This is a genomic window from Halomonas sp. HL-93 (genome assembly GCF_900086985.1).
Classification (GTDB): Bacteria; Pseudomonadota; Gammaproteobacteria; order Pseudomonadales; family Halomonadaceae; genus Vreelandella.
Map to the genome: position 1 here is coordinate 4,112,094 of NZ_LT593974.1, position 20,989 is coordinate 4,133,082.

21 protein-coding genes are annotated in these 20,989 nt (G+C 58.0%); all 21 read left to right on the forward strand.

Annotated elements, in window-relative coordinates:
- The first annotated feature begins 94 nt into the window (after positions 1 to 94).
- Positions 95 to 1,132: a TRAP transporter substrate-binding protein gene (locus tag GA0071314_RS19135; protein ID WP_074398303.1), complete on the forward strand. Its 1,038-nt coding sequence runs from the start codon at positions 95 to 97 to the stop codon at positions 1,130 to 1,132.
- A gap of 61 nt (positions 1,133 to 1,193) precedes the next feature.
- On the forward strand, positions 1,194 to 1,670 hold the full coding sequence (locus GA0071314_RS19140; RefSeq protein ID WP_074398305.1) for a TRAP transporter small permease: 477 nt from the start codon (positions 1,194 to 1,196) through the stop codon (positions 1,668 to 1,670).
- Positions 1,667 to 2,956, forward strand: coding sequence for a TRAP transporter large permease (locus GA0071314_RS19145; RefSeq protein WP_074398307.1), 1,290 nt, complete (start codon positions 1,667 to 1,669; stop codon positions 2,954 to 2,956). Before GA0071314_RS19140 ends, GA0071314_RS19145 begins: the two co-directional genes overlap by 4 nt.
- Before the next feature lie 73 nt (positions 2,957 to 3,029).
- The gene (locus tag GA0071314_RS19150) at positions 3,030 to 4,187 is read left to right on the forward strand and encodes an amidase (RefSeq protein ID WP_074398308.1); all 1,158 of its coding nucleotides are present in this window, start codon (positions 3,030 to 3,032) and stop codon (positions 4,185 to 4,187) included.
- On the forward strand, positions 4,168 to 5,313 hold the full coding sequence (locus GA0071314_RS19155) for an acyl-CoA dehydrogenase family protein (protein ID WP_074398310.1): 1,146 nt from the start codon (positions 4,168 to 4,170) through the stop codon (positions 5,311 to 5,313). The genes GA0071314_RS19150 and GA0071314_RS19155 overlap by 20 nt, the downstream gene beginning before the upstream one ends.
- A gap of 36 nt (positions 5,314 to 5,349) precedes the next feature.
- Positions 5,350 to 5,694 carry an IacB protein gene (locus tag GA0071314_RS19160; RefSeq protein WP_074398312.1) on the forward strand — a complete coding sequence of 115 codons (345 nt, stop codon included), beginning with the start codon at positions 5,350 to 5,352 and terminating at the stop codon, positions 5,692 to 5,694.
- A 60-nt stretch (positions 5,695 to 5,754) separates the two neighbouring features.
- Positions 5,755 to 7,023, forward strand: coding sequence for an aromatic ring-hydroxylating oxygenase subunit alpha (locus tag GA0071314_RS19165; RefSeq protein WP_074398314.1), 1,269 nt, complete (start codon positions 5,755 to 5,757; stop codon positions 7,021 to 7,023).
- Positions 7,020 to 7,514, forward strand: a complete 495-nt coding sequence (locus GA0071314_RS19170; protein ID WP_074398316.1) for an aromatic-ring-hydroxylating dioxygenase subunit beta — start codon at positions 7,020 to 7,022, stop codon at positions 7,512 to 7,514. The genes GA0071314_RS19165 and GA0071314_RS19170 overlap by 4 nt, the downstream gene beginning before the upstream one ends.
- Entirely contained in the window at positions 7,514 to 8,272 is a 759-nt protein-coding gene (locus tag GA0071314_RS19175) for an SDR family NAD(P)-dependent oxidoreductase (protein ID WP_074398318.1), read from the forward strand. Before GA0071314_RS19170 ends, GA0071314_RS19175 begins: the two co-directional genes overlap by 1 nt.
- A 5-nt stretch (positions 8,273 to 8,277) precedes the next feature.
- Positions 8,278 to 9,249 carry a PDR/VanB family oxidoreductase gene (locus GA0071314_RS19180; protein ID WP_082934304.1) on the forward strand — a complete coding sequence of 324 codons (972 nt, stop codon included), beginning with the start codon at positions 8,278 to 8,280 and terminating at the stop codon, positions 9,247 to 9,249.
- Positions 9,250 to 9,270: 21 nt separating this feature from the next.
- Positions 9,271 to 9,462: a 2-hydroxymuconate tautomerase gene (locus tag GA0071314_RS19185; RefSeq protein WP_035582097.1), complete on the forward strand. Its 192-nt coding sequence runs from the start codon at positions 9,271 to 9,273 to the stop codon at positions 9,460 to 9,462.
- A 33-nt stretch (positions 9,463 to 9,495) separates the two neighbouring features.
- On the forward strand, positions 9,496 to 10,419 hold the full coding sequence (locus GA0071314_RS19190) for a flavin reductase (protein WP_074398322.1): 924 nt from the start codon (positions 9,496 to 9,498) through the stop codon (positions 10,417 to 10,419).
- Positions 10,420 to 10,529: 110 nt separating this feature from the next.
- The gene (locus GA0071314_RS19195) at positions 10,530 to 11,096 is read left to right on the forward strand and encodes a nuclear transport factor 2 family protein (RefSeq protein ID WP_074398324.1); all 567 of its coding nucleotides are present in this window, start codon (positions 10,530 to 10,532) and stop codon (positions 11,094 to 11,096) included.
- A gap of 12 nt (positions 11,097 to 11,108) precedes the next feature.
- Entirely contained in the window at positions 11,109 to 12,167 is a 1,059-nt protein-coding gene (locus GA0071314_RS19200; protein ID WP_074398326.1) for a maleylacetate reductase, read from the forward strand.
- Positions 12,168 to 12,211: 44 nt separating this feature from the next.
- Positions 12,212 to 13,057, forward strand: coding sequence for an intradiol ring-cleavage dioxygenase (locus tag GA0071314_RS19205; RefSeq protein WP_074398328.1), 846 nt, complete (start codon positions 12,212 to 12,214; stop codon positions 13,055 to 13,057).
- 244 nt (positions 13,058 to 13,301) lie between these two features.
- The gene (locus GA0071314_RS19210; RefSeq protein WP_074398330.1) at positions 13,302 to 14,753 is read left to right on the forward strand and encodes an APC family permease; all 1,452 of its coding nucleotides are present in this window, start codon (positions 13,302 to 13,304) and stop codon (positions 14,751 to 14,753) included.
- 60 nt (positions 14,754 to 14,813) lie between these two features.
- On the forward strand, positions 14,814 to 16,238 hold the full coding sequence (locus tag GA0071314_RS19215) for an aldehyde dehydrogenase family protein (RefSeq protein WP_074398332.1): 1,425 nt from the start codon (positions 14,814 to 14,816) through the stop codon (positions 16,236 to 16,238).
- Positions 16,239 to 16,249: 11 nt separating this feature from the next.
- Positions 16,250 to 17,659 carry an aminotransferase class III-fold pyridoxal phosphate-dependent enzyme gene (locus GA0071314_RS19220; protein WP_197668821.1) on the forward strand — a complete coding sequence of 470 codons (1,410 nt, stop codon included), beginning with the start codon at positions 16,250 to 16,252 and terminating at the stop codon, positions 17,657 to 17,659.
- A gap of 111 nt (positions 17,660 to 17,770) precedes the next feature.
- On the forward strand, positions 17,771 to 19,099 hold the full coding sequence (locus tag GA0071314_RS19225; RefSeq protein ID WP_074398334.1) for a hypothetical protein: 1,329 nt from the start codon (positions 17,771 to 17,773) through the stop codon (positions 19,097 to 19,099).
- Between the two features lie 86 nt (positions 19,100 to 19,185).
- Complete coding sequence (locus GA0071314_RS19230) at positions 19,186 to 20,118, forward strand: helix-turn-helix domain-containing protein (protein ID WP_074398336.1); 933 nt, start codon at positions 19,186 to 19,188, stop codon at positions 20,116 to 20,118.
- Positions 20,119 to 20,263: 145 nt separating this feature from the next.
- Positions 20,264 to 20,740 carry a MarR family winged helix-turn-helix transcriptional regulator gene (locus GA0071314_RS19235; protein WP_074398337.1) on the forward strand — a complete coding sequence of 159 codons (477 nt, stop codon included), beginning with the start codon at positions 20,264 to 20,266 and terminating at the stop codon, positions 20,738 to 20,740.
- Positions 20,741 to 20,989 lie beyond the last annotated feature (249 nt).

Genomic DNA, 20,989 nt, shown 5'->3' on the forward strand with positions numbered 1-20,989 from the left:
ATGAGGGTGTTGCATTACTTGAATTTTCATGTGATATTGAATGTATAAAGGCGTGGGAAGCGCCAAACAACAACGATAAAGAGAGATAAGACCCATGACGACAAAGAAAATAGTCTCAAACATTCGGCGCTTGGCGGGTGCCATTGGGCTCGCAGGCATGCTGAATAGTCCGCTCGTTTCTGCCAGCGATATCATCCTTAGCTATGCGTTCATTTCGCCTGCCAGCACCTTCCCCGGTGTGCAAATGGAGCGCTGGGCGGAAGAGCTCCATCGCCGCACGGATGGACGCGTGACCGTCAACACCTTCCCCGGTGGTACGCTGCTGACGGCAAACAACATGTATGACGGCGTGTTGAGCGGCGTTGCGGATATCGGGCTGTCGATCACTTCCTATGAGCCGGGCCGTTTTCCGCTGCTCAATCTGGCCGGTAGCCTGACGGGGCTGGACGTCAATTCCACCGTCGCCAGCCAGTCACTCTATGAATTGATTCAAGAGTTTCCCCCCGAGCAGTTGGGTCTTGAGGATTTTAAGGTCATCACTGCGTTTACTTCCGAACCCGGTTATTTACAGACCAAGCAGCCAGTGACTTCACTGGAAGAACTGGAAGGCCAGGAGATCCGTGTGCCTGGCGACAGTACCGATGTGCTGGCAGCGCTGGGCGGGGTGCCTATAGCGCTCTCCCAGGCTGATACGGGCGAGGCACTACAGGCGGGAGTCGTTGATGGCTACGTGAGTTCCCGGGAAGTGCTGATGGATCTGGGCTATGCCCGCACCGTTAAGTCCATCACCGACTACCCATTGACCAATGCCGTGCTGGTGGCGGTTATGAACCGTCAGCGCTGGGAGTCGCTGCCCGAAGACGTTCAGCAGATCATCGATGAGTTGGGTGCTGAAATGGCCTTCTTCGCCGGCGACTATCTCGATTCTCACGTCGAAGAGTCGCTGAAGTGGGCGCGCGAGGAGGAAGGTGTCGAGGTGCTTTCGCTGAGCGAGGAGGAGGCGGCCCGCTGGACCGAACGCCTGGAGCCGATCAACGAGGAGCGCCTGGCCCGCGTTGCCGAGCTGGGTCTTCCCGCCTACGAGTTTAATGAGCGAATGCACGAGCTTTTCGAGCATTACCAACAACCGTAATGGTTGTTGGTAATCAGGGTATTGGGTCGGGCAGGTATTCGGCATTAACGAGGAAGCATCCATGACTAGATTCACACGCCTAATCAGTCGGTTGTTGCTTGTACTCGCGGGTATGAGTTTGCTGGCGATGATGCTCTTGGTGGTGACCAACATCATTATGCGTCAGGTGGCGTCTTCGCTCGGTGGAACTACCGAGGTGGTAGGTTGGCTGACGGCGGTGGTGGTGTCATCTTCCTTGGCCTATGCCCAGTTGACCAAGGCGCACATTGAGTTGGACATACTGGTGGCGCGACTGCCTCAGCGGCCCCAGCGCCTCATCCAACTGCTGGTCGCGGTGGTGAGCCTGCTTTTCTTTACCATGGTGGCGTACAAACTCTGGGAGTATGGCACTTTTGCCATGCAGCGAGGCACGCTATCGCAATCCCTTCGCCTGGCCATTTATCCGATTATCTATCTGGTCGCCTTTGGCTTCAGCGCATTCTGCCTCGTGTTGTTGACGGATGTGCGGGCTTGCCTGACGCAGGGGAGAGAGGTATGAGCTTCACACTGGTCGCCATGATTGGCGTATTGGCCCTCTTTCTGCTGATTATCCTGCAGGTGCCGATCAGCTTTGCCATGTTCATCGTCGGCTTCTTTGGGATGCTGCATATCACCAGCCCCATGGCGGCCTATAACATCATCAGCTCTGGTATCTGGGAACAGCTTTCCTCCTACTCTTTGAGCGTCATACCGCTGTTCGTTTTTATGGGCGAGCTGCTGTTTCGCTCGGGGATTACCGAGAAGCTGTTTGCGGCTGCCTATGCCTGGACGGGACACCGTCGGGGTTCCATGGCCACGACAACGATATTAAGCAGTGCTGGTTTTGCCGCCGTTTGCGGCTCCAATACGGCGACAGCCGCCACGGTAGGCACTATTGCCCTACCGGAAATGAAGAAGTTCGGTTATCACAAAGCGCTGAGTGCCGGCAGCGTGGCGGCGGGGGGCACTCTAGGGGTCATCATTCCCCCCAGCGCGGTACTGATCGTGATCGCTTTGCAGGCGGAGCTTGCCATCCGTGATCTGTTTATCGCCAGCATCCTGCCCGGCTTAATCCTGATGACGCTGTTCGTGCTGACCATTGCTTGCCTTTGCTGGCGCAACCCAGCCATGGCGCCCGCTGGTGAACGCTCCTTCTGGGGAGTGCGCCTGGCCTCTCTTAAAGGGGTGGTGGAGATATTCGTCCTCTTTACGCTGGTGCTGGGCGGGCTGTTTGCAGGCTGGTTCACCTCTACCGAAGCGGCCGCGGTTGGCTGTGTCGGGGCCATTACCCTTATCGGTCTGCGCGGAAGGCTATCCTGGGAGATGCTGTGGGAATCATTGAGTAACACCCTTAGAACGTCCGCGATGATTCTGATGCTGGTGGCGGGCGCGGTGGTATTTGGCCGTTTCCTGACGGTGACACGGCTGCCTTTCATGGTCGGCGAATGGGCCGCTGCGCTGCCCTTGCCTGCCATTATGGTCATGGCCTGTGTACTGCTGATCTATGTCATTGGTGGGGCGCTGATGGATGCCATGGGCGTCCTGATCATCTCGATCCCCATTTTCTTTCCGGTAGCGCTAGTGCTGGGCTACGACCCAATATGGTTCGGCATCATGGTCTGCATCGTCACCAGCATGGGAGCGATCACGCCGCCGGTAGGGGTTAACGCTTTCATTGTCAAAAGCCTCGACCCGGAACTCAGTTTTGGCGATATCTTTCTGGGCGTCGGTTACTTCATGACGCCTTATCTATTGTGTATCACGTTATTACTTCTAGTCCCCGATATCGTGCTATTTGTCCTTTAGTTTGAAGAAAATATGAGTAATAAAAGCGTTTTCAAATACTTGAAATTTCATGTGATAAGTGGATAAAAATGCCATGCCATCTCTTATTCAGCATCTCGACTTAGGCACGGGCGCCAAGCGAGTCGTGGTTAAGGACAGTATCGATATCGCCGGCTACCCAACCCAGGCAGGTTCAGCGGCGCTGGCCGACGCGCCAGCGGCAGAGAGGCATGCCGAGATCGTCGAACGCACGCTTGTGGCCGGTTATCGCATCGTCGGCAAGGCCAATCTGCACGAGCTGGCGTTCGGCATGACCGGGCTCAATGCTTGGACGGGCACCCCCGAGAATCCGCGCTTTCCGGCGCTGATCCCGGGTGGGTCGTCCAGCGGTTCGGCGGCGGCGGTCGCCGCGGGGCTGGCCGAGATAGGCATTGGCACCGATACCGGCGGCTCGATCCGGGTACCGGCGGCCTGCTGCGGGGTATACGGCTTGAAGCCGACGTTTGGTCGGCTCAGTCGGCGCGGCGTTATGCCCGCGTACAGCAGCCTGGACTGCGTGGGGCCGCTCAGCGCCACTATCGAGGAGTTGATCGACTTCATGTCATCCATTGATGCGGGATTCTCGGTCGAAAGCAGCGAAGCGGTGCCACGCATATGCACGCTAGACGTGGCGGCCGATGTCGCAATTCTCGGCACGCTGGAAGCGTATCTCGAAGCTGCCGGGCTGGCCGCTGAAAAGCGCGCTTTACCACTGATGGGCGAGGCTTTCGATGCCGCCATGGCGCTGATCAACCGTGAAACCTATATGGCCTGTGGTGTCTGGCTCGACAGTGGCCGCTTAGGGAAGGACGTGGAGCGCCGCTTGCGCGGGGCTGCCAAGACCTCCGAAGCCGAGCTGTGCGAGGCGGAAGCGGTGCGCCAGACCTTCGCTGTCGAGGTGGATCGGCTGTTTGAGACTTGCGAAGTACTGGCGCTGCCGACGTTGCCGCACTTTCCACTGAGCCGCGCACCAGCCGAGGAGGGGCAGCAGGATCTGACCATCTCCTCTCTTGTACGGCCCTTTAACCTTTCAGGACACCCTGCCTTGAGTCTGCCCATGCCGCCGAATCGGGGCCGACCGGTGAGCCTGCAGCTCGTCGGCAGGCGAGGCGACGACGCTGGTTTATGCCGGGCCGCGTGCTATCTGGTCAAGGCTCAGCGTGACACGACCATACCCATAATAGGAGATATTTATGCACAGCCAGGTCGATAAAACCCAATGGGGCGGCGAGGGGCGCTTCGATGCGTTGCTCGACAGCATCCGCCAACGGCGTGCTGAGTTCGAAGCGCAGCGCTGCCTCTCGGCGGACATCATCGACGAGTTCAAGGCCATCGGAGTCTACCGTGCCATGGTGCCGGCCCGTTACGGTGGCGATGAGAAAACACCCGCCGAGTTCCTGAAAATGGTCGAGGCGATCTCGGCAGCCGATGGCTCTGCCGGCTGGGTGGCCAGCTTCGGTATGAATCCCGCCTACCTGGCGGCGCTGCCCGAGGCGACCATCACCCAGATCTGGAAGGACTCTCCAGATGTGGTGTTCGCGGGGGGGATTTTTCCGCCCCATCCCGCCGAGCGAGTCGATCGAGGCTTTCGTATCAAGGGGCGCTGGAAATTCGCCAGCGGCTGCATGGGCGCCTCACTGTGCGGTGTCGGAATCCAGCCCGACGAGCCCGACGCCTTGCCGCGCATGGCGGTACTGCCCCGCGAGCAGGTTCACATCGATCCCACCTGGAACATGGTCGGTATGGTCGCCACCGGCAGCCACGACCTGGTGGTGGATGACGCTTACGTCGCCGAGGAGTGGACCTTCGTGCGCGGCGCCAGGGCCACCATCGACGCGCCCTTCTTCCGCTACCCGGCCCTCTCCTTTGCTACCCAGGTGCTGGCAGTCACCACCCTGGGGCTGGCCCGGGAGGCGCTGGACGTGGTGCGTGCCATGGCTGGGGGGCGCAAGTCGGTCACCGGGGCGCCCAAACTGGGCGAGCGCGAGTACGCCCAAATCGCCCTGGCCAAGGCCGAGGCCCAGGTGCGTGCCGCCCGTGCCTTCTTCTACGACAGCACCGAGTCGGCCTGGAGTGCCGTCGAGGCCGGCACCGAGCCGAGTCGCGACCAGATCAATCTGCTGCGTCTCTCCGCCACCCATCTGACCCATGAGTGTGCCGCGGCCATTCGCAGCATCTATCAGATCAGCGGCATGATCGGCGCCGAAAACAGTCATCCCTTATCACGCATTCTGCGCGACTCTCTGTTGTGCACTCAACATGCCTTCATGGGCGAGATCACCTGGAAGAACGCCGGCGCCATCTTCTTTAATCACGACCCCCTGCCGGGCTATTTGTGAACGAGCGACATCAACTGACAAGCGGAGATCATCATTATGCATCGCGTACTTTTTTGCTGCGGTATCAACCAGAACTTCATGAACGCCACCGCGGAGGAGGCCAAGCAGGTGTGGGAGGCCACCCGCGAGATGCTGCAGGGCATCGACGGCCTGCCCGGCCTCACGATCCTGGGCATCATGGATGACGACTGTATTCAGGTAGGCCCCTCCATCGCCGCTCCCTGGACTTTCTACATTATGGCGGATGTACAGAACTACGACTCCGTCGCTGAAGCTTGCAACTTCTTTCGCACCACACCGGTAGGGGATGGCACCTACAAGCTCTGGAAATACTGCCGTGTCGAGGCGCGAATCGGGCGTGAGCTCGTCGTGCCCGAGTGACGGTTGCGTCATCGGTAAATAGTTGCGCAACAAGGAAAAAATAGATACTTCGAGGTCATCATGAGTACCGCAAACAAAATCGACATCACCCCTCACGAGCTCGTCTTCAGGGATCATATTAAGACCCCCATGTATGCAGACCCCCAGCTGTTCGAGGAGGAGATGCAGAAAATCTTCAAGAAAACCTGGGTCTGGGTCGCCCACGAAAGTGAGTTCCCTGACAAGGGGTCGTTCAAGCTTTCCCAGGTGGGTCTCGAGCCGGTCATCGTGGTGCGCGACAGGAAGGGCGTGATCCATGTCATGGTGAACCGCTGTCGCCATCGTGCTGCCACGGTTTGTGAAGTGAAAAAGGGCAAGACTTCCTCGTTCCAGTGCCCTTACCACGGGTGGGGCTACGGGCTTGATGGCTCGCTGCGGGCGCTACCGTACCCCGAGCAGTACGGCGACGATTTCGACAAGGCGCAGCACGGCCTGCTCAAGCTACGCACCGAGTCCTATGCAGGCATGGTCTTTGCCACTTTCAACGAGGAGGTCGAACCGCTGATCGACTTCCTCGGCCCGGTCACCAAGTGGATCGACCTGTTCATGAAGCAGGGGGCGGGCTATCCGGTCAAGGTGCTGGGCGAACATCAGTTCAGCGTGCCAATGAACTGGAAGGTCCAGCTCGAGAACACCACCGACGCCTATCACTTCCCCGTCGTCCACAAATCCTTCCTGCAGTCGCTGGATGGCGAGACTGAAGAGGTCTTCTCCTTCCTGGAACAGGGCAAAGGGTACGTCGAGGATCTGGGTAACGGGCATTCGGTCATGGTCATGATTCCCGAGCTGGTGGATCTTGACGAAAACCTGGAAGCACCGATCCCTGAGCGCTTCGCGGACCTGGCCCAAGAGCTGCGCGGCGAAGGCTACCCCGAGGATCAGGTGAGGCGCATCGTGCGCGCCGTGGGCGGTGCGGGCTTCAACCTCAATCTGTTCCCCAACGTCTCTTTCTCGCTGGCGTTCTTCCGTGTCTTGACGCCGGTGAACGTCGAGCGCACCGACATTCGCCACATCGCCATCGGCATGGAGGGAGGCCCCGAGGCGGCCAACCAGGCACGTCTGCGTCTGCACGAGCATTTCCAGGGCCCGATGGGCTTCGGCTCGCCCGATGATGCCGAGGTCTGGGAGCGGATTCAGCGCGGCGTCAAAGGGGGCGCGGAACTGCCCATTCTGCTCAATCGCGGTCTCGACGATGAACAGCCGGGCGAGGTGGGGCCGCGCGGCCATATCAGTGCCGAAACCGGGATGCGGGCGGCGTACGACATGTGGAAGAGGATGATGCAGGCATGAACGAGATGATCAAAAAGGAAAAAGGGCTGCTCCTACGCGACGCGGAAGCCTTCATCTGGGCCGAGGCGGATCTTTTGGATCGCAAGGACTATGACGCCTGGCTCGCCCTATGGAGTGATGAAGGCTTCTATACATTACCCATTGGCGATGGCGAGGACTTCGACAACATGCTCAACCTCTGCCATGACGATGCGAAGATGCGTCGTGATCGCATTACGCGCTTCCAGCAAGGGTTTTCGATTTCATCGGCCCCCCCTGCCCAGACGGTGAGAACGATATCGCGCTTTGTGATTGATAAGGTCGAAGCCGACGACGTCACGGTTCGCTGCGCCGAGCACCTGATTGAAGACAAGTTCGGGCGCCAGCGGATCTGGGCCGCGGATCTGACCTATACCCTCATCGTGACGCCGGGCGGCTTCAAGATCCGCCATAAGGTAGCGCGTCTGCTCAACTCCGACGGGATGCTGAACTCGTTCAGCTATTTGTTCTGATGACTATGCCTGCACCCGACAAAATCCAGACGGCCGTGGTGACCGGTGGGGCGCGTGGCTTCGGCGCTGAAGCCGTGCGTGCTCTGCATAGAGCCGGTTTCCGAGTAGTGATCTCGGACATTGAGCCCGAACCGGCCGAGGCGCTGGCCTCAGAGCTCGATCTTGCGGGCGACACCGCCGTATCCGCCACCCTGGACGTCACCAGCCCTGAAGATTTCCAGAGTGTGCTCGACAAGTGCATAGAACGCTGGGGATCCGTAGAAGTGCTGGTCAACAACGCAGCGCGTACGGCCGTCCAGGGGGTGCTGGAGATTGACCCCGCAGACTTCAATGCCGTGCTGGCCACCAACGCCGGCGGCACCTTTGCGGGCAGCCAAATATTTGGCCGCCACTTCAAGGCGCGTGGCTATGGGCGGATCGTTAATCTCGCCTCCCTGGCGGGCCAGAACGGTGGTACGGCAACGGGGGCTCACTACGCCGCCTCCAAGGGCGCCATTCTGACGTTGACGAAAATTTTCGCGCGGGATCTGGCTCCCTTCGGGGTGACCTGCAACGCCATTGCGCCTGGGCCCATGGATACACCCATGGTGCGTTCCGTGCTTGGCAAAGACGCCGAGAAAGCCATTGCCAATATCCCGGTAGGCCACCTGGGTGACCCGTACTTCGTTGCCGACCTGGTAGCGCTGCTGGCGAGCCCTCGGGCGGCGTTCGTCAATGGCGCTTGCTGGGACGTCAACGGTGGAATCTACATGAGGTGATGCCAATGGAAACCACTAACAAAAGCCTGATGCTATTGATCGACAAGCGTATTGATGAGCCGGGGGGGATTGTCAGATTGCGGCTGCGCGCTCCGGACGGCGCACCCCTGCCCCCTTTCACTGCTGGAGCGCACCTCGACGTGCATGTCCGCGATGGCGACATCGACCTGTGGCGCCAGTACTCGCTCTGCTCAGACCCGGCGTGCAATGAGTTCTACGAGATCGGCGTACTGCGCGACCCCAATAGTCGTGGGGGCTCAGAAACATTGCACAGGATCGCGAGAGAGGGGGAAACGCTCGAGATCGAAGGGCCGCGAAACCACTTTCCGCTCCATGAAGAAGCGCCGCAGAGCCTGCTGTTCGGCGGCGGCATTGGCGTCACGCCGATGATGGCGATGGCTCGCCGCCTGCGCGCGCAGGGCAAGGACTTCACCCTGCACTACTGCACGCGCTCGCGCAGCGCGACGGCCTTCCGCGGCGAGGTGGAGGCAGCTGGCCTGTCCGACTTCGTCGTCTATCACCATGACGACGAGATCGAGACCAAGCTCGATCTGGACGCCGAACTCGCCGCTGCCAGGGAGGGGGTCCACGTCTACGTGTGCGGTCCCCAGGGGTTCATGGATTGGGTGATCTCCCGGGCCCAGGCGTTCGGCATCGGCGATGAACGCATTCATCGCGAATTCTTCTCCGCCGACGTCGATATCTCGGGTGACGCTTTCGAGGTGGTCGCCGAAAGATCCGGCGTCAGCGTGTTCGTCGGCACCGAGGAGACGATTGCCAAAGTCCTCGCCAAGGCCGGCGTGAAAGTGGAAGTGAAATGCGAGGAGGGCGTGTGTGGTACCTGCGTGGCCGACGTCCTCGAAGGCGAGATCGATCATCGCGATCACTTTCTGACCGAAGACGAAAAACAGGAAGGCGACATGATGTGCGTATGTTGCTCCCGGGCCAAGGGTAAGCGGCTCGTTCTCGATCTCTGACGACAAGCAAAGGACACAACAATGCCAACCGTTCACGTCTACATGATGGAGGGCCGCAGACAGGCCCAAAAAGAGTCACTGATCCGCAAGGTCACCGATGCCGTCGTGTCGTCGGTCGATGCGCCCGAAGCGAATGTCCGGGTCATCATCAGTGAGATACCCAAGAGCGACTACGGTATCGCCGGTACGACCGGCGAGAAATTAGGGCGCTGAAAACGATCCCGTTTTGAGGATGGAGATTCGCTTATGAGCTTCGATACGAGAGATTTCCGTAGCGCGCTGGGCAAGTTCGCCACCGGCGTAACGGTGGTCACCACGCGCAGCGGTGAAGAGAACCACGGTGTCACCGCCAGCAGCTTCAATTCGGTGTCGATGGATCCGCCGCTGATCCTGTGGAGCATCGACAAGGGGGCCTACAGTCTGGGTGCTTACCGCCATGCTGAGCACTTCGTGGTCAACGTGCTCAGCAATGAGCAGGTCGATATCTCCAATTGCTTTGCACGGCGGGGGGAGGACAAGTTCGCTGGCATTGCCATTGAGGAGGGCCTTGGCGGCGTTGCCAAGGTGAAGGGGGCCGCGGCGCATTTCGAATGCCGCACGTGGAATGTCTACGAGGGCGGTGATCACCTGATCATCGTTGGCGAAGTGGTGCGCTACGCCTATCGCAACGAGGGCAGTGCTCTGGTGTTCCACAACGGGCGCTATGCCGTACCCGAGCCTCATCCCATGGTGTTGAACGTTGACGAGCAAACGGCACTGGATGGTCGTTTGGGCAAGCACTTGCTTTACCTGATGCGTCAGGCGCTAGCCGCCTATAGAGGCGATTTCTATCCGCGGCTCGGCAGCCTCGGGGTCAACGACAACGAGTGGCGAATTCTTACCCTGCTGGCGGATCGTGGCCCATTGTCCTCGGAGGCCCTGGCCCAGCGTGTGGCCCAACCCCAGGCAGACCTTGAGGACACCCTTGCTGGGCTGCGCGAACGTACGCTGGTGGTAGACGGCAATGGTCGCGTTCAGCTTAGCGAGCAAGGGCAGGCATTGGCACGACGCCTGCTGTCCATGGCTGATGACTACGAACAGCGTCTGTTTGAGAACCTGGAGCCGTCCGAAGTCGGGGCGATCAAGTCAGGCTTGGGGCGCGTGATCGAGCGTCTTGGTGCGTCGTTATAAGCAGCTAAGTAAGTGCAAAGACGGCCTTAACTGCCCTACGCGTACTTTGAGCAAAAGGGCAAACCTAACGTCGGGGTTGACCCTCCGGCAAACAAGCAAAGGAGCGAGACATGTCAGACGTCACAAATAGCGAACTGAAGGCGTTGGTAACACGCATCGAAACCCTGGAGGCCGAGGCCGAGATCCGTCGCCTTCAGGCCCGCTACATGTTTCTGTGCGATACGCCAATTCCCGAGTATGGCGTGACCAGCGATGAAGAGCGTATCGATTTGATCATGGCGCTATACACGGAAGACGCCGTCTGGGAGGGCGTTGGCGAATATTACGACAACCAGTTCGGCCGTGCCGAAGGGGCGGCGGCCATCCGGCGCCATTTCCAAGGGTTCTGGAAGAAAGATCAGGATCCCAAGCTGCTGCTCAACGTCCACTACCTGACCTCGGAGCAGATCTACGTCAATGGTGACGTTGCAGAGGGCCAGTGGGTGCACTGCCAGCCCTGGATCTTCTCTAATGGCAAGGCACTGCTGCGTTCGTCGCGGCTCAACAACGCCTTCCGCAAGGAGCCTGACGGGAAGTGGAAAATCACCCGAACGCGTACGGAGAATGTCTTCGTCGCGCCTCTACAGGAGGGGTGGGCAACGGATTACCCCTCGCAATCGGTATTGCTCAAACCCTAAGGGAGAAAAAGTATGCCACACGCTTTTCTCTATACGGCCAACCCGGCGCGGGTTGTGTTTGGCCTGGGTAGCCAGGCCAGGATTGCTGACGAGGTGCGCCAGTTGGGGCGCACCAGGGCCCTGGTATTGTCGACGCCCTCCCGCCGCGAGGATGCTGAACGTCTCAACGTGCAGCTTGGTGAGCTGGGTGCCGGCGTCTTCAGCGAGGCGGCCATGCACACGCCTGTGAAGGTCACCGAACAGGCCATGACGGCTTTTGATAAAGCAGGCGCCGACTGTATCGTCGCACTGGGCGGCGGCTCGACGATAGGCCTGGGCAAGGCGATCGCCTATCGCAACGATGCGCCGCAGGTGGTGGTAGCGACAACGTATGCCGGTTCCGAGGTCACGCCGATTCTGGGGCAAACTGAAAATGGCCGGAAGACCACTGTCAAGGATCCCTCCATTCTTCCCGAAGTGGTGATTTACGACCCGGAACTCACGGTTGGACTGCCGGTGGCAGTGAGTGTGACCAGCGGTCTTAACGCCTTGGCGCATGCAGTGGAAGGGCTCTATGCCAAGGATCGTAACCCCATCAGTAGCCTCATGGCCATGGAGGGCATTCGCAGCCTCAAGCAGGCGCTGCCTGCCATCGTTGAACAGCCGCAGAGTCTGCAGGCCCGCAGTGACGCGCTCTATGGCGCTTGGCTTTGCGGCACCGTGTTGGGCAGTGTCGGCATGGCTTTACACCACAAGCTCTGCCATACCCTGGGAGGCAGCTTCGACCTGCCGCATGCCGATACCCACGCCATCCTGCTGCCGCATACCGCGGCTTACAACGCTCGCTCGGCAGAGGAGGCGCTGGCCCCAGCAGCGGCGCTTTTTGGCGGTGAGCTTGGTGGGGGCCTCTACGACTTTGCGGCGTCACTCGGTGCCCCTCTTGCCCTCAAAGCCCTAGGGCTGAGCGAGTCGGATCTGGACAGCGTTGCCGATCAGGCGGTGCAGAACCCGTACTGGAACCCCCGGCCGGTGGAGCGCGAAGCCATTCGTGAGCTGCTCCAGCGCGCCTGGAACGGAACCCGTCCCGAATAATTCATCTCGGCCCTGGCGACAGGGCGCTCACCCAGGAGTTAACCATGTCTCAAATTGATTACTTCACTGAAGAGCACTCCGTTGAGTCGGTCAATAGGCGTATGGGGGAAGATATCGACCCAAGGCTGCGTCAGGTCATCGGCTCGCTGGTCAAACACTTGCATGGTTTCGTCAAGGAGGTCGAACTCACCCAGGCGGAGTGGGAACTGGCAATCGATTTCCTGACCAGTACGGGACAAATGTGCGATGACAAGCGGCAGGAGTTCATCTTGCTCTCCGATACGCTCGGGGTCTCCATGCTGGTGGATGCCATTCAGCATCGACGCCCGGCGGGCGCGACCGAAAATACGGTGTTCGGCCCCTTTCATGTGGACGGGGCGCCGGAGCTGCCCATGGGAGCTTCCATCTCGTTGGATGGCAAGGGCGAGCCGTGCCGCTATCAGGGTCGGGTGCTTGATCTGGAGGGCCACCCCATCGAGGGGGTACGCATCGATGTTTGGTCAGACAACAGTGACGGATTTTACGACATTCAGCAGCCCGATCAGCAGCCAGAGTGGAACAACCGCGGCGTTTTCGTTACTGCTGCCGACGGTTACTACGAATTTATTGGCATCAAGCCGGTTTCTTATCCGATCCCTGATGACGGTCCGGTAGGCAAGCTGCTTGAAAGTCTCGGGCGTCATCCGTGGCGGCCGGCACACATGCACTTCTTGCTCACGCATCCTGACTATCAACGGATTGTTACCCACACCTTCGTTGCCGGTGATGCTTACCTGACATCGGACGCGGTCTTCGGCGTTAAAGACTCACTTATTGTGGATTATTTTCCAGTTAATAGTGGAAAGGTGAAGTGGCAGACAAGTTTCGACTTTGTTATGGCGCCGAAATAAGGAGGCTCTTATTAGTCACTGCGGTGACTTTGTTATTGCTTGATTCCGCCAGGGGCATATTTGCCTTTCCAACCATGATCGATGCTGATGAGTCAGTTTGCCCATAGCTACAATTAATTTTATAACATATTGTTTTTTATAAAATTATTGATGCCGATATGGGATAACGCTGCTGATTTAATGAGCATAGTATGTAGGTTGTGACCCTGATAACTCCTATAAGCATAATATAAAGGCTAAGACAATGAGCGTTACTTCCTCCTCCGCTGTCAGTTCGACAGAACTAAGGCGCGGCGCTTTGGGCGTCGGTTTCATTATCTTCTTTGTAGTGTCTGCTGCGAGTCCTTTCAGTGTGCTTGCTGGTGGTTTCCCTATCGGCATTATGCTGGGAAATGGTGCAGGCACACCGGTATTAATCGGCTTAGCACTAGTGATTATTCTGATGTTTTCGGTGGGGTACACCACCATTGCTCGCTACGTGACGAATGCCGGGGGCTTCTATGCCTTTTCGGCAAGAGGGCTGGGGGGAGTAGCGGGCGGTGCCGCCGGCGGGCTTGCCCTATTTGCGTATAACATCCTGCAAATCGGGTTGTATGGGATGTTTGGTGGCGTTGCGGCAGGCACCATGAGTGAAGTGTTTGGCCTGCACCACCCATGGTGGCTCTACTCGCTGCTGGCGATGGGAAGTATCGCATTGCTGGGGTATCGAAAAATTGATCTTTCTGCCCGCGTGCTTTGCTTCGTTGTTACGGCAGAGTATCTGGTTATTCTCATATTGGACGTTGCCATTCTGACGAGTGGCGGGGACAGCGGCGTTAACCTCGACGCGTTCAATGCCGAACATGTCTTCAGTGGTGCCCCGTCCATAGGCCTGCTGTTCTGCTTTGCCGCTTTCATCGGTTTTGAGGCGACGACCATCTATGGGGAAGAGGCCAAAAACCCCAGGCGAGATATTCCGCTGGCGACTTACGCCTCCATACTTCTGATTGGCTGCTTTTATGCCCTCTCCACATGGTCGATGGTGGTGGGTACAGGAGCTGATAAAATTGTTACCGTCCTCCAAGGCCTCGACGATCCAACCACATTGATTTATGGGCTGTCCGATCATTATGTAGGCCCCGAGTTGACCCGCGTTATTCGCGTGATGTTTCTGGTCAGCATCTATGCGGGTTTGCTCGCCTTTCATAACTCCGCCGCTCGCTATTTCTTCGCCATAGGCCGTGATGGTTTGCTGCCAAGCATATTGGGAACGACCCATCCGGTTCATCAGAGTCCTCATATTGGCTCGCTTCTACAAACGTTGATCGCTACCAGCGCGATATTGATTTTTGCCGCCTCGGGTGGTGATCCCATTCTGCAGCTCTTCGCCTGGTTCTCCAGTTTGGCGGCCCTTTCCTTGATCCTATTGATGGCCATTACTTCTTTGGCGGTGCTGGTCTTTTTTATCCGTCACCCCGAGCTGCAAGAGGCCATGTGGCGAACGCGCCTGTTGCCGGCACTATCCTGTGCGGCTCTGTTATTCATGCTAGTGATTGCGGTGATGCACTTTGACGTCCTGACGGGCTCAAGCAAGGTGCTCTCGTATAGCCTCTGCATGCTCATTCCCCTGTTTCTGATGGTAGGCGTCATTCTGGCAGTACGCCTTCGTCGATCTTCGCCCGAAAGCTATCAATCGCTTGGTTTTCATAAACTTTAAGTTCACTAAAAAGCTCGTCAAAACAGCTAATTGTCTGGGTGAGAAACAAAAGGAAGCGTTATGGAAAATTACCACCTGGTGATCAACGGCGAAGATGTGGCCGGTGAAAAAGGCAGCTTCAAGGTCATTAACCCAGCCAGTGATACCGCTTTTGCGCAGTGCTCGGCTGCTTCAACCGAACAGTTGGATCAAGCCGTCAATGCTGCTCGGGAGGCCTTCACCCAGTGGGGGCTCAGCTCCCATGAGCAACGTTGTGAGCTTTTGCATCTGATTGCCAATGATATGGAGCGCGAGGTAGATGAGCTGGCGAGGCTGATTGTCCAGGAGCAAGGAAAACCGTTGGCGCTGGCCTACGCTGAAGTGGGAGGTGGCGTGGCCTGGACACGTTATGCCGCCAGTCAAGAACTCCCGATCAAACTGATCGAAGAGACGCCTACGCAGCGCATCGAAATGCATCACAAACCCTTGGGAGTGGTGGCCTCTATCACCCCCTGGAACTGGCCCTTCATGATTGCTGTGTGGCACATCATGCCAGCATTGCGCGCAGGCAACTGTGTCATTAGCAAGCCATCCAGCCTTACGCCCCTGAGTACGATTCGCTTGATCAAGATTATTGCCCGCCATGTACCGAAGGGGGTCGCCAACGTCGTCATTGGTGAGCATGGCTTTGGGCATGCGATTACCTCTCATCCGGGTATCAACAAGATTGTCTTCACAGGATCCACAGAGACAGGGCAGCGCGTTATGCAAGCGGCGGCCGGAAACCTCAAGCGACTGACCCTGGAGTTGGGAGGCAATGATGCGGCTATCGTATTGCCCGGTACACCGGTCGAGGCGGTGGCCGAGGACATTTTCCAGGCGGCGTTCCTCAACATGGGGCAGACCTGCGCCGCGCTCAAGCGACTCTACGTACACGAATCACAGTGTCAGGCACTCGCCGAGGCCTTGACGCTTATTGCTCAGAAACAAGTCATCGGTAACGGCCTTGAGGAAGGTGTGACCTTTGGGCCGATACAGAACCTGGAGCAACTGACGTTGGTGAGTGAGCTTGTTGATGATGCTCGTGCCCATGGTGCACGGGTGCTGTGCGGTGGGGAGCGCCTAAGCCGACCAGGTTTCTTTTATCCCCCCACTATTGTCACCGGGGCCACCGATGGTCATCGCTTGGTGGATGAGGAGCAGTTCGGCCCAGTGCTGCCAGTGATCGCCTATCGCGACGTGGAAGACGCACTGCAACGTGCCAACGCCAGCAGCATGGGGCTGGGAGGCTCGGTGTGGGGCCCTGATACGGCCGAGGCCCAGGCTATCGCAGCGCGTCTGGAAAGCGGTGTGGCCTGGGTCAACTGCCACGCCCAGATTCAACCGAATACCCCCTTTGGAGGCTGCAAGATGTCAGGTTTTGGCGTCGAGTTTGGCCTGGAGGGGCTGCTGGAATTCACAGCCCAGCAACTCTTATTCGTACGTAAGTCCGACGCTCAACAGTGAGGATGACCACCATGTCCACGAATCTCGTGCTCAAGCAGGGCGCTAACCAAGAAGTGACAAAGGGCGCAGCCATGTACGCAAAATACAAGACAGCGGAAAAGAAGTTCTGGCACCCGATGAGCGTCTCGGCGCCAGCCAATCGGGCCAAAACCCTGATCATCGCCCGCGGCGATGGCAACTACGTCACCGACATTGATGGCAACCGCCTGCTCGATGGTGTCGGTGGCCTGTGGAACGTCAACGTTGGTCATAATCGCCCCGAAGTTAAGGCCGCCATTGCCGCGCAGCTTGACGAGCTGGCCTACTATCAGACCTTCGATGGTATTGCCCACCCGCGCGTGTTCGACTTGGCCGAGCGACTGACCGGCATGTTCGCTCAGGAGCGTATGGCCCGTGTGCTGTTCAACTCCGGCGGCTCCGATGCGGTAGAGACCGCACTGAAAATGGCGCGTCAATACTGGATCGCTGCCGGTCAGCCGGGCCGCACCCGTTTCCTCTCGCTACGCAATGGCTACCATGGTGTGCACGTTGGCGGCACCTCGATTGGTGGCAACGGCGTCTATCACTATAACCATGGTCAACTGCTTGCCGGTTGCTATTTGCTCGACACCCCCTGGCTGTATCGCAATCCCTGGGATTGCCGCGAGCCGGAAGAACTGGTCGAGCATTGCATTCGCCAACTCGAGGAGCAGATCGCTTTCCTCGGTGCCGGCACCATCGCTGCCTTTATCGCTGAGCCGGTGCAGGGGGCGGGTGGCGTGATAGTGCCGCCTTCCAGCTATTGGCCGCGTCTGCGTGAAGTCTGCGACCGTCACGACATCCTGCTGATCGCCGATGAGGTGGTGACCGGCTTCGGTCGCAGTGGCTGCATGCTCGGCAGCCGTGGCTGGGGAGTGGCACCGGATATCCTCTGCTTGGCCAAGGGGATTTCCGCCGGCTATATCCCTCTCGGCGCCACGGTGTTCAATCAGCGCATCGCCGATGCCGTCGAGAACGCTCCAGGCTTTGCCAACGTGATCATGCATGGCTACACCTACAGCGGTCATCCGGTGGCCTGTGCTGCCGCTCTGGCCGTGCTGGATATCGTTGAGAAAGAAGACCTGACGGGCAATGCCGCGAAGGTCGGCGCGCATCTGATCGAGGGATTGAAGCCCTTGAGCGACCGCTTCGATGTGGTCGGCGAAGTGCGCGGCAAGGGGCTGATGATCGCCCTTGATCTGGTCGCTGACAAGCGCACCCGGCAGCCACTCGATCCTGGCGAGGGGCACGCAGCACGTATCGCTGAGGAGGCACGCAGGCAAGGCGTACTGGTGCGCCCCGTTGGCAGCAAGATCATCCTCTCTCCGCCTTTGACCCTGACGAACGGTGAGGCTGACATGATCGTTCAGGCGCTTGAGGTGGCTCTTTCGCGCCAGGGCTAGGGCGTTAACCGAGCGCGTTCAATCCCCGTGGGGATGGCGCATGCTCGAATCAAACAGCTCGTGTTTTCACATCAAGCGAGCCGATAAAAACAAAGTCATCAAGGTGCAAATATGAATGTTTTCAAGACGACTTGGACTGCCAATGGCGCTTTGGCGCTGACAATCGCCATTGGTCAGGTAGGTCAGGCCCAGGCCTACGAACTGTCTTCGAGTGCTGAGGGGGCAATCAATGCCGATCTGCTGGCTGTCCATGGCTGGATGGACAGTCGCAAGAACTACGATGGCAGAGAAGGTGGCTCGAACTGGCGCGAGGGTTTCATCAAGTACGGCGTCAGCGGTTATCAGGGGGTGGGAGAATCTGGCACCTTTTATGGTGGCCTCAACTGGGTCAGCTCCGCCACCTGGGGAGATGGTGATGCCGGTGGTAACAGCGACGGCTCGGAGCGCAGTACGACGCTTGAGGATGCCTATCTGGGGTGGCGCTCCGGGGATCTTTTCCCCGCGCTTGGGAAGGACGGGCTGGATTTCTCGCTTGGTCGGCAAGTCGTCCAGCTCGGCAAGGGGTTCATCATTAACGACGATGGGTTGAACCTGGGCAGGGGGCCGGCGGACGGTGCCCTCAACCGGGGCGGTGCCTATTATCTGGCGGCCAGACACGCCTTTGATCGCACCGCCGTGGTGCGTATCGGCGGCCAAGAGGGCCTGCACGGGACGGCGGCCTGGCTCAAGTCCGACAATCGTGCTCAGGCAGAAACTGAGCTGGCTGCGACCACCATCGACTACGCCAGTGATGCCGGTAATGTCGGCCTGACCTGGGTACATGGTCTTGATGTCAACCGCGAGTGGGCCGATGGTTTTCTCCAGCAGCGTGATGGAATGAACGTCTACAGCGTGCGGGGGGAAAGTGATGCCGGTATCGAAAACGCCAACTTCGCGCTCGAACATGCCTGGCAGAGCAAAGATTCTGGCACAGAAAATGCTTGGTATGTCGAGGCTGGCTACACCTTCATGGAAGCCCCCTGGACTCCGAGTCTGACGTACCGCTATACGCGCTATTCGGAAGAGTGGGACTCGCTGTTTTCTGGGCTGAACAGCGCCGACCTGGGCACTTGGTTGCAAGGTGAAGTCGCGGCCAACTATGCGGGGCCCTATGCGCGCAATAACGATGTCCATCATATCGCCTTGACCGCCAGCCCTATGGAACAGCTTACCCTTGGTGCGCTCTTCTTCGACTTCAGCACTCTAAAGAGTAGCGATACGCTGAATCGGGATGGCAGGGAGCTGGATCTCTACGCGCAGTGGGCCGTGAACGACAACATTGTCATCACTCCCTTGCTGGGCTTTTACAAGCCAGAGAGAAGTGAGAACGATGGAGGGACCCAAGTGGATGGCAATGGCACCAATATGTACGCACAGCTCGTCTTGGCGGCGTTCTTTTGACTATTTTACCCATGGGGGTGGTCGGCGCTGTTAAGTGAACCATGCTGCTGAGCTATGGGCGATGCAGTGTTTCCAGAGGGCCGATTATGCGATACGAAGTTCGTTCCTTTCATGACTCTCAACAGCATGCTGCTGCTATCCAAGGGTGGCAGCAGGTTTATGACCAACTGGGCTCAGGACGCCTTTCGAGTAAGCTTTTTCAGGTCTCAGGAGAACGTTTTCAAGTTTTTCATGAGGTGTTGGACAAGCGAGTCGTCCAGCATGGAACCGCGCCTAAGCAGCGGTTCTGTATGGCCTTTGCCACAGGACGGCCACCCATTATCCAGGGCTGCAAGGTCGGCTCCAATAGTGTCCTTCTGCTCCGCGATGGCGAAGAGTTCCTGCTACATGCGCCGGAAAAGATGGCGTTCCTGTCGTTGAGTGTCGATCTTGAAAGATTGACCCGGCTGGCGGACATCGAACTGGGTTCTGCTCAGTTTTCCCAGTTGATCTCGCTGCCGGGTATGAATGTCCCGATGGGGCTGCTGAAAGAGATAAAAGTTCAGGTGTGCCGGAATTTCGATGGCTCTATCAGGCCGGGGGAGCACGGCGCTCCCGCGCTTGAGAAGGATGTCGAAGATAGCTTGATGGCCGTGCTACTCGATATTTTCTTGCAGTCACAGGTCGAGGAGAAGCGCAGCGAGCTTGCTGTGAGTGCCTATATCGTCAAGAAAAGCCAGGAGTTAGCCCTGGCCGATCCGGGCAACCCGCTTAGCGTGCTTGAACTGTGCGAGCGCTTACGCGTCAGCCGGAGGACATTACAAAATAGTTTTCAGCGTGTTGCAGGGATGCGCCCGATCGAGTTTTTAAGATGTATCAGGTTGAATGCCGTACGACGAAAGTTAGCGAACTCTACTTTAATGGAAAGTACGGTTGGTGATGTGGCGTACGAAATGGGATTTCGTCATTTGAGCCATTTTTCGGCAAGTTACTACAAATTGTTTGGCGAGTACCCTTCTGAGACACAGAGGCTTGAGTGAGCTTGCCATAATTGATGACCCCATACGGCATTCTCCATAAGCCGTCACAATCGGCGCGGGCGGCGCACCGCCGCTGGGCGCTTTCGTTATAATAGTTGTATGCTAGAATATTCAACTATTTTAGCGGCCTGGGAGCGCCTATCTTATGGTTGACAAGGATGAACTTGCCTCCTCGTTCTTTCCTCTTTCTGATGATTATCGGGCACAGGACTTTCCTCTCTACTGGGTAGCTCGTTTGAATGCTAAATACAGCGCTGATGTGGATACACTGCTCAAACCGCATGGGTTAAGTTCTTCCAAATGGCGGGTGCTCATGATCCTGCGCGAGCAGGGCCGCCTAAGCATGTCGGATATTGCCACCCATGCGGCGGCGAAGCTCTCCACCATTACCAAAATTGTCTACAAAATGCAGGAGATGGAATTGCTGAAAACCTCTCCCTCCCCACAGGATGGCCGTGTCACAGAGGTGGAATTGACTGAAAGCGGTGAGGACAAGCTAACCGTGGTCAGGGAGCTTATGGGCCGCGTGGTGGAAAAGGCGTTTGCCGGTTTGCATAAGGATGAGGTCGTTTATATTAATCGGTGCCTTAGCAAGATGTTCCACAACTTAAACACGTTGTAATCAGTCCAACTGACAGGCAGTAAAGCTCCCTGCACTTTCTCGCTCGATAATAAAGGCGTTTCAGGAGCTTCGTACCCTTGCGGGGTGATTTTCAACCCCGTTGCTGTGGGCCTGGGTATTGACCCTTTCCTGGTAATCATGGCCGCGCTCTACGTCATTGCCTCCCTGGTATTCGAGGCCTCTTTCTAGGCTTCGTACGAAAACTTGCCTGCGCCCGGCTGTGCTGCGTTAAGAAATGGCTCGCGCGCG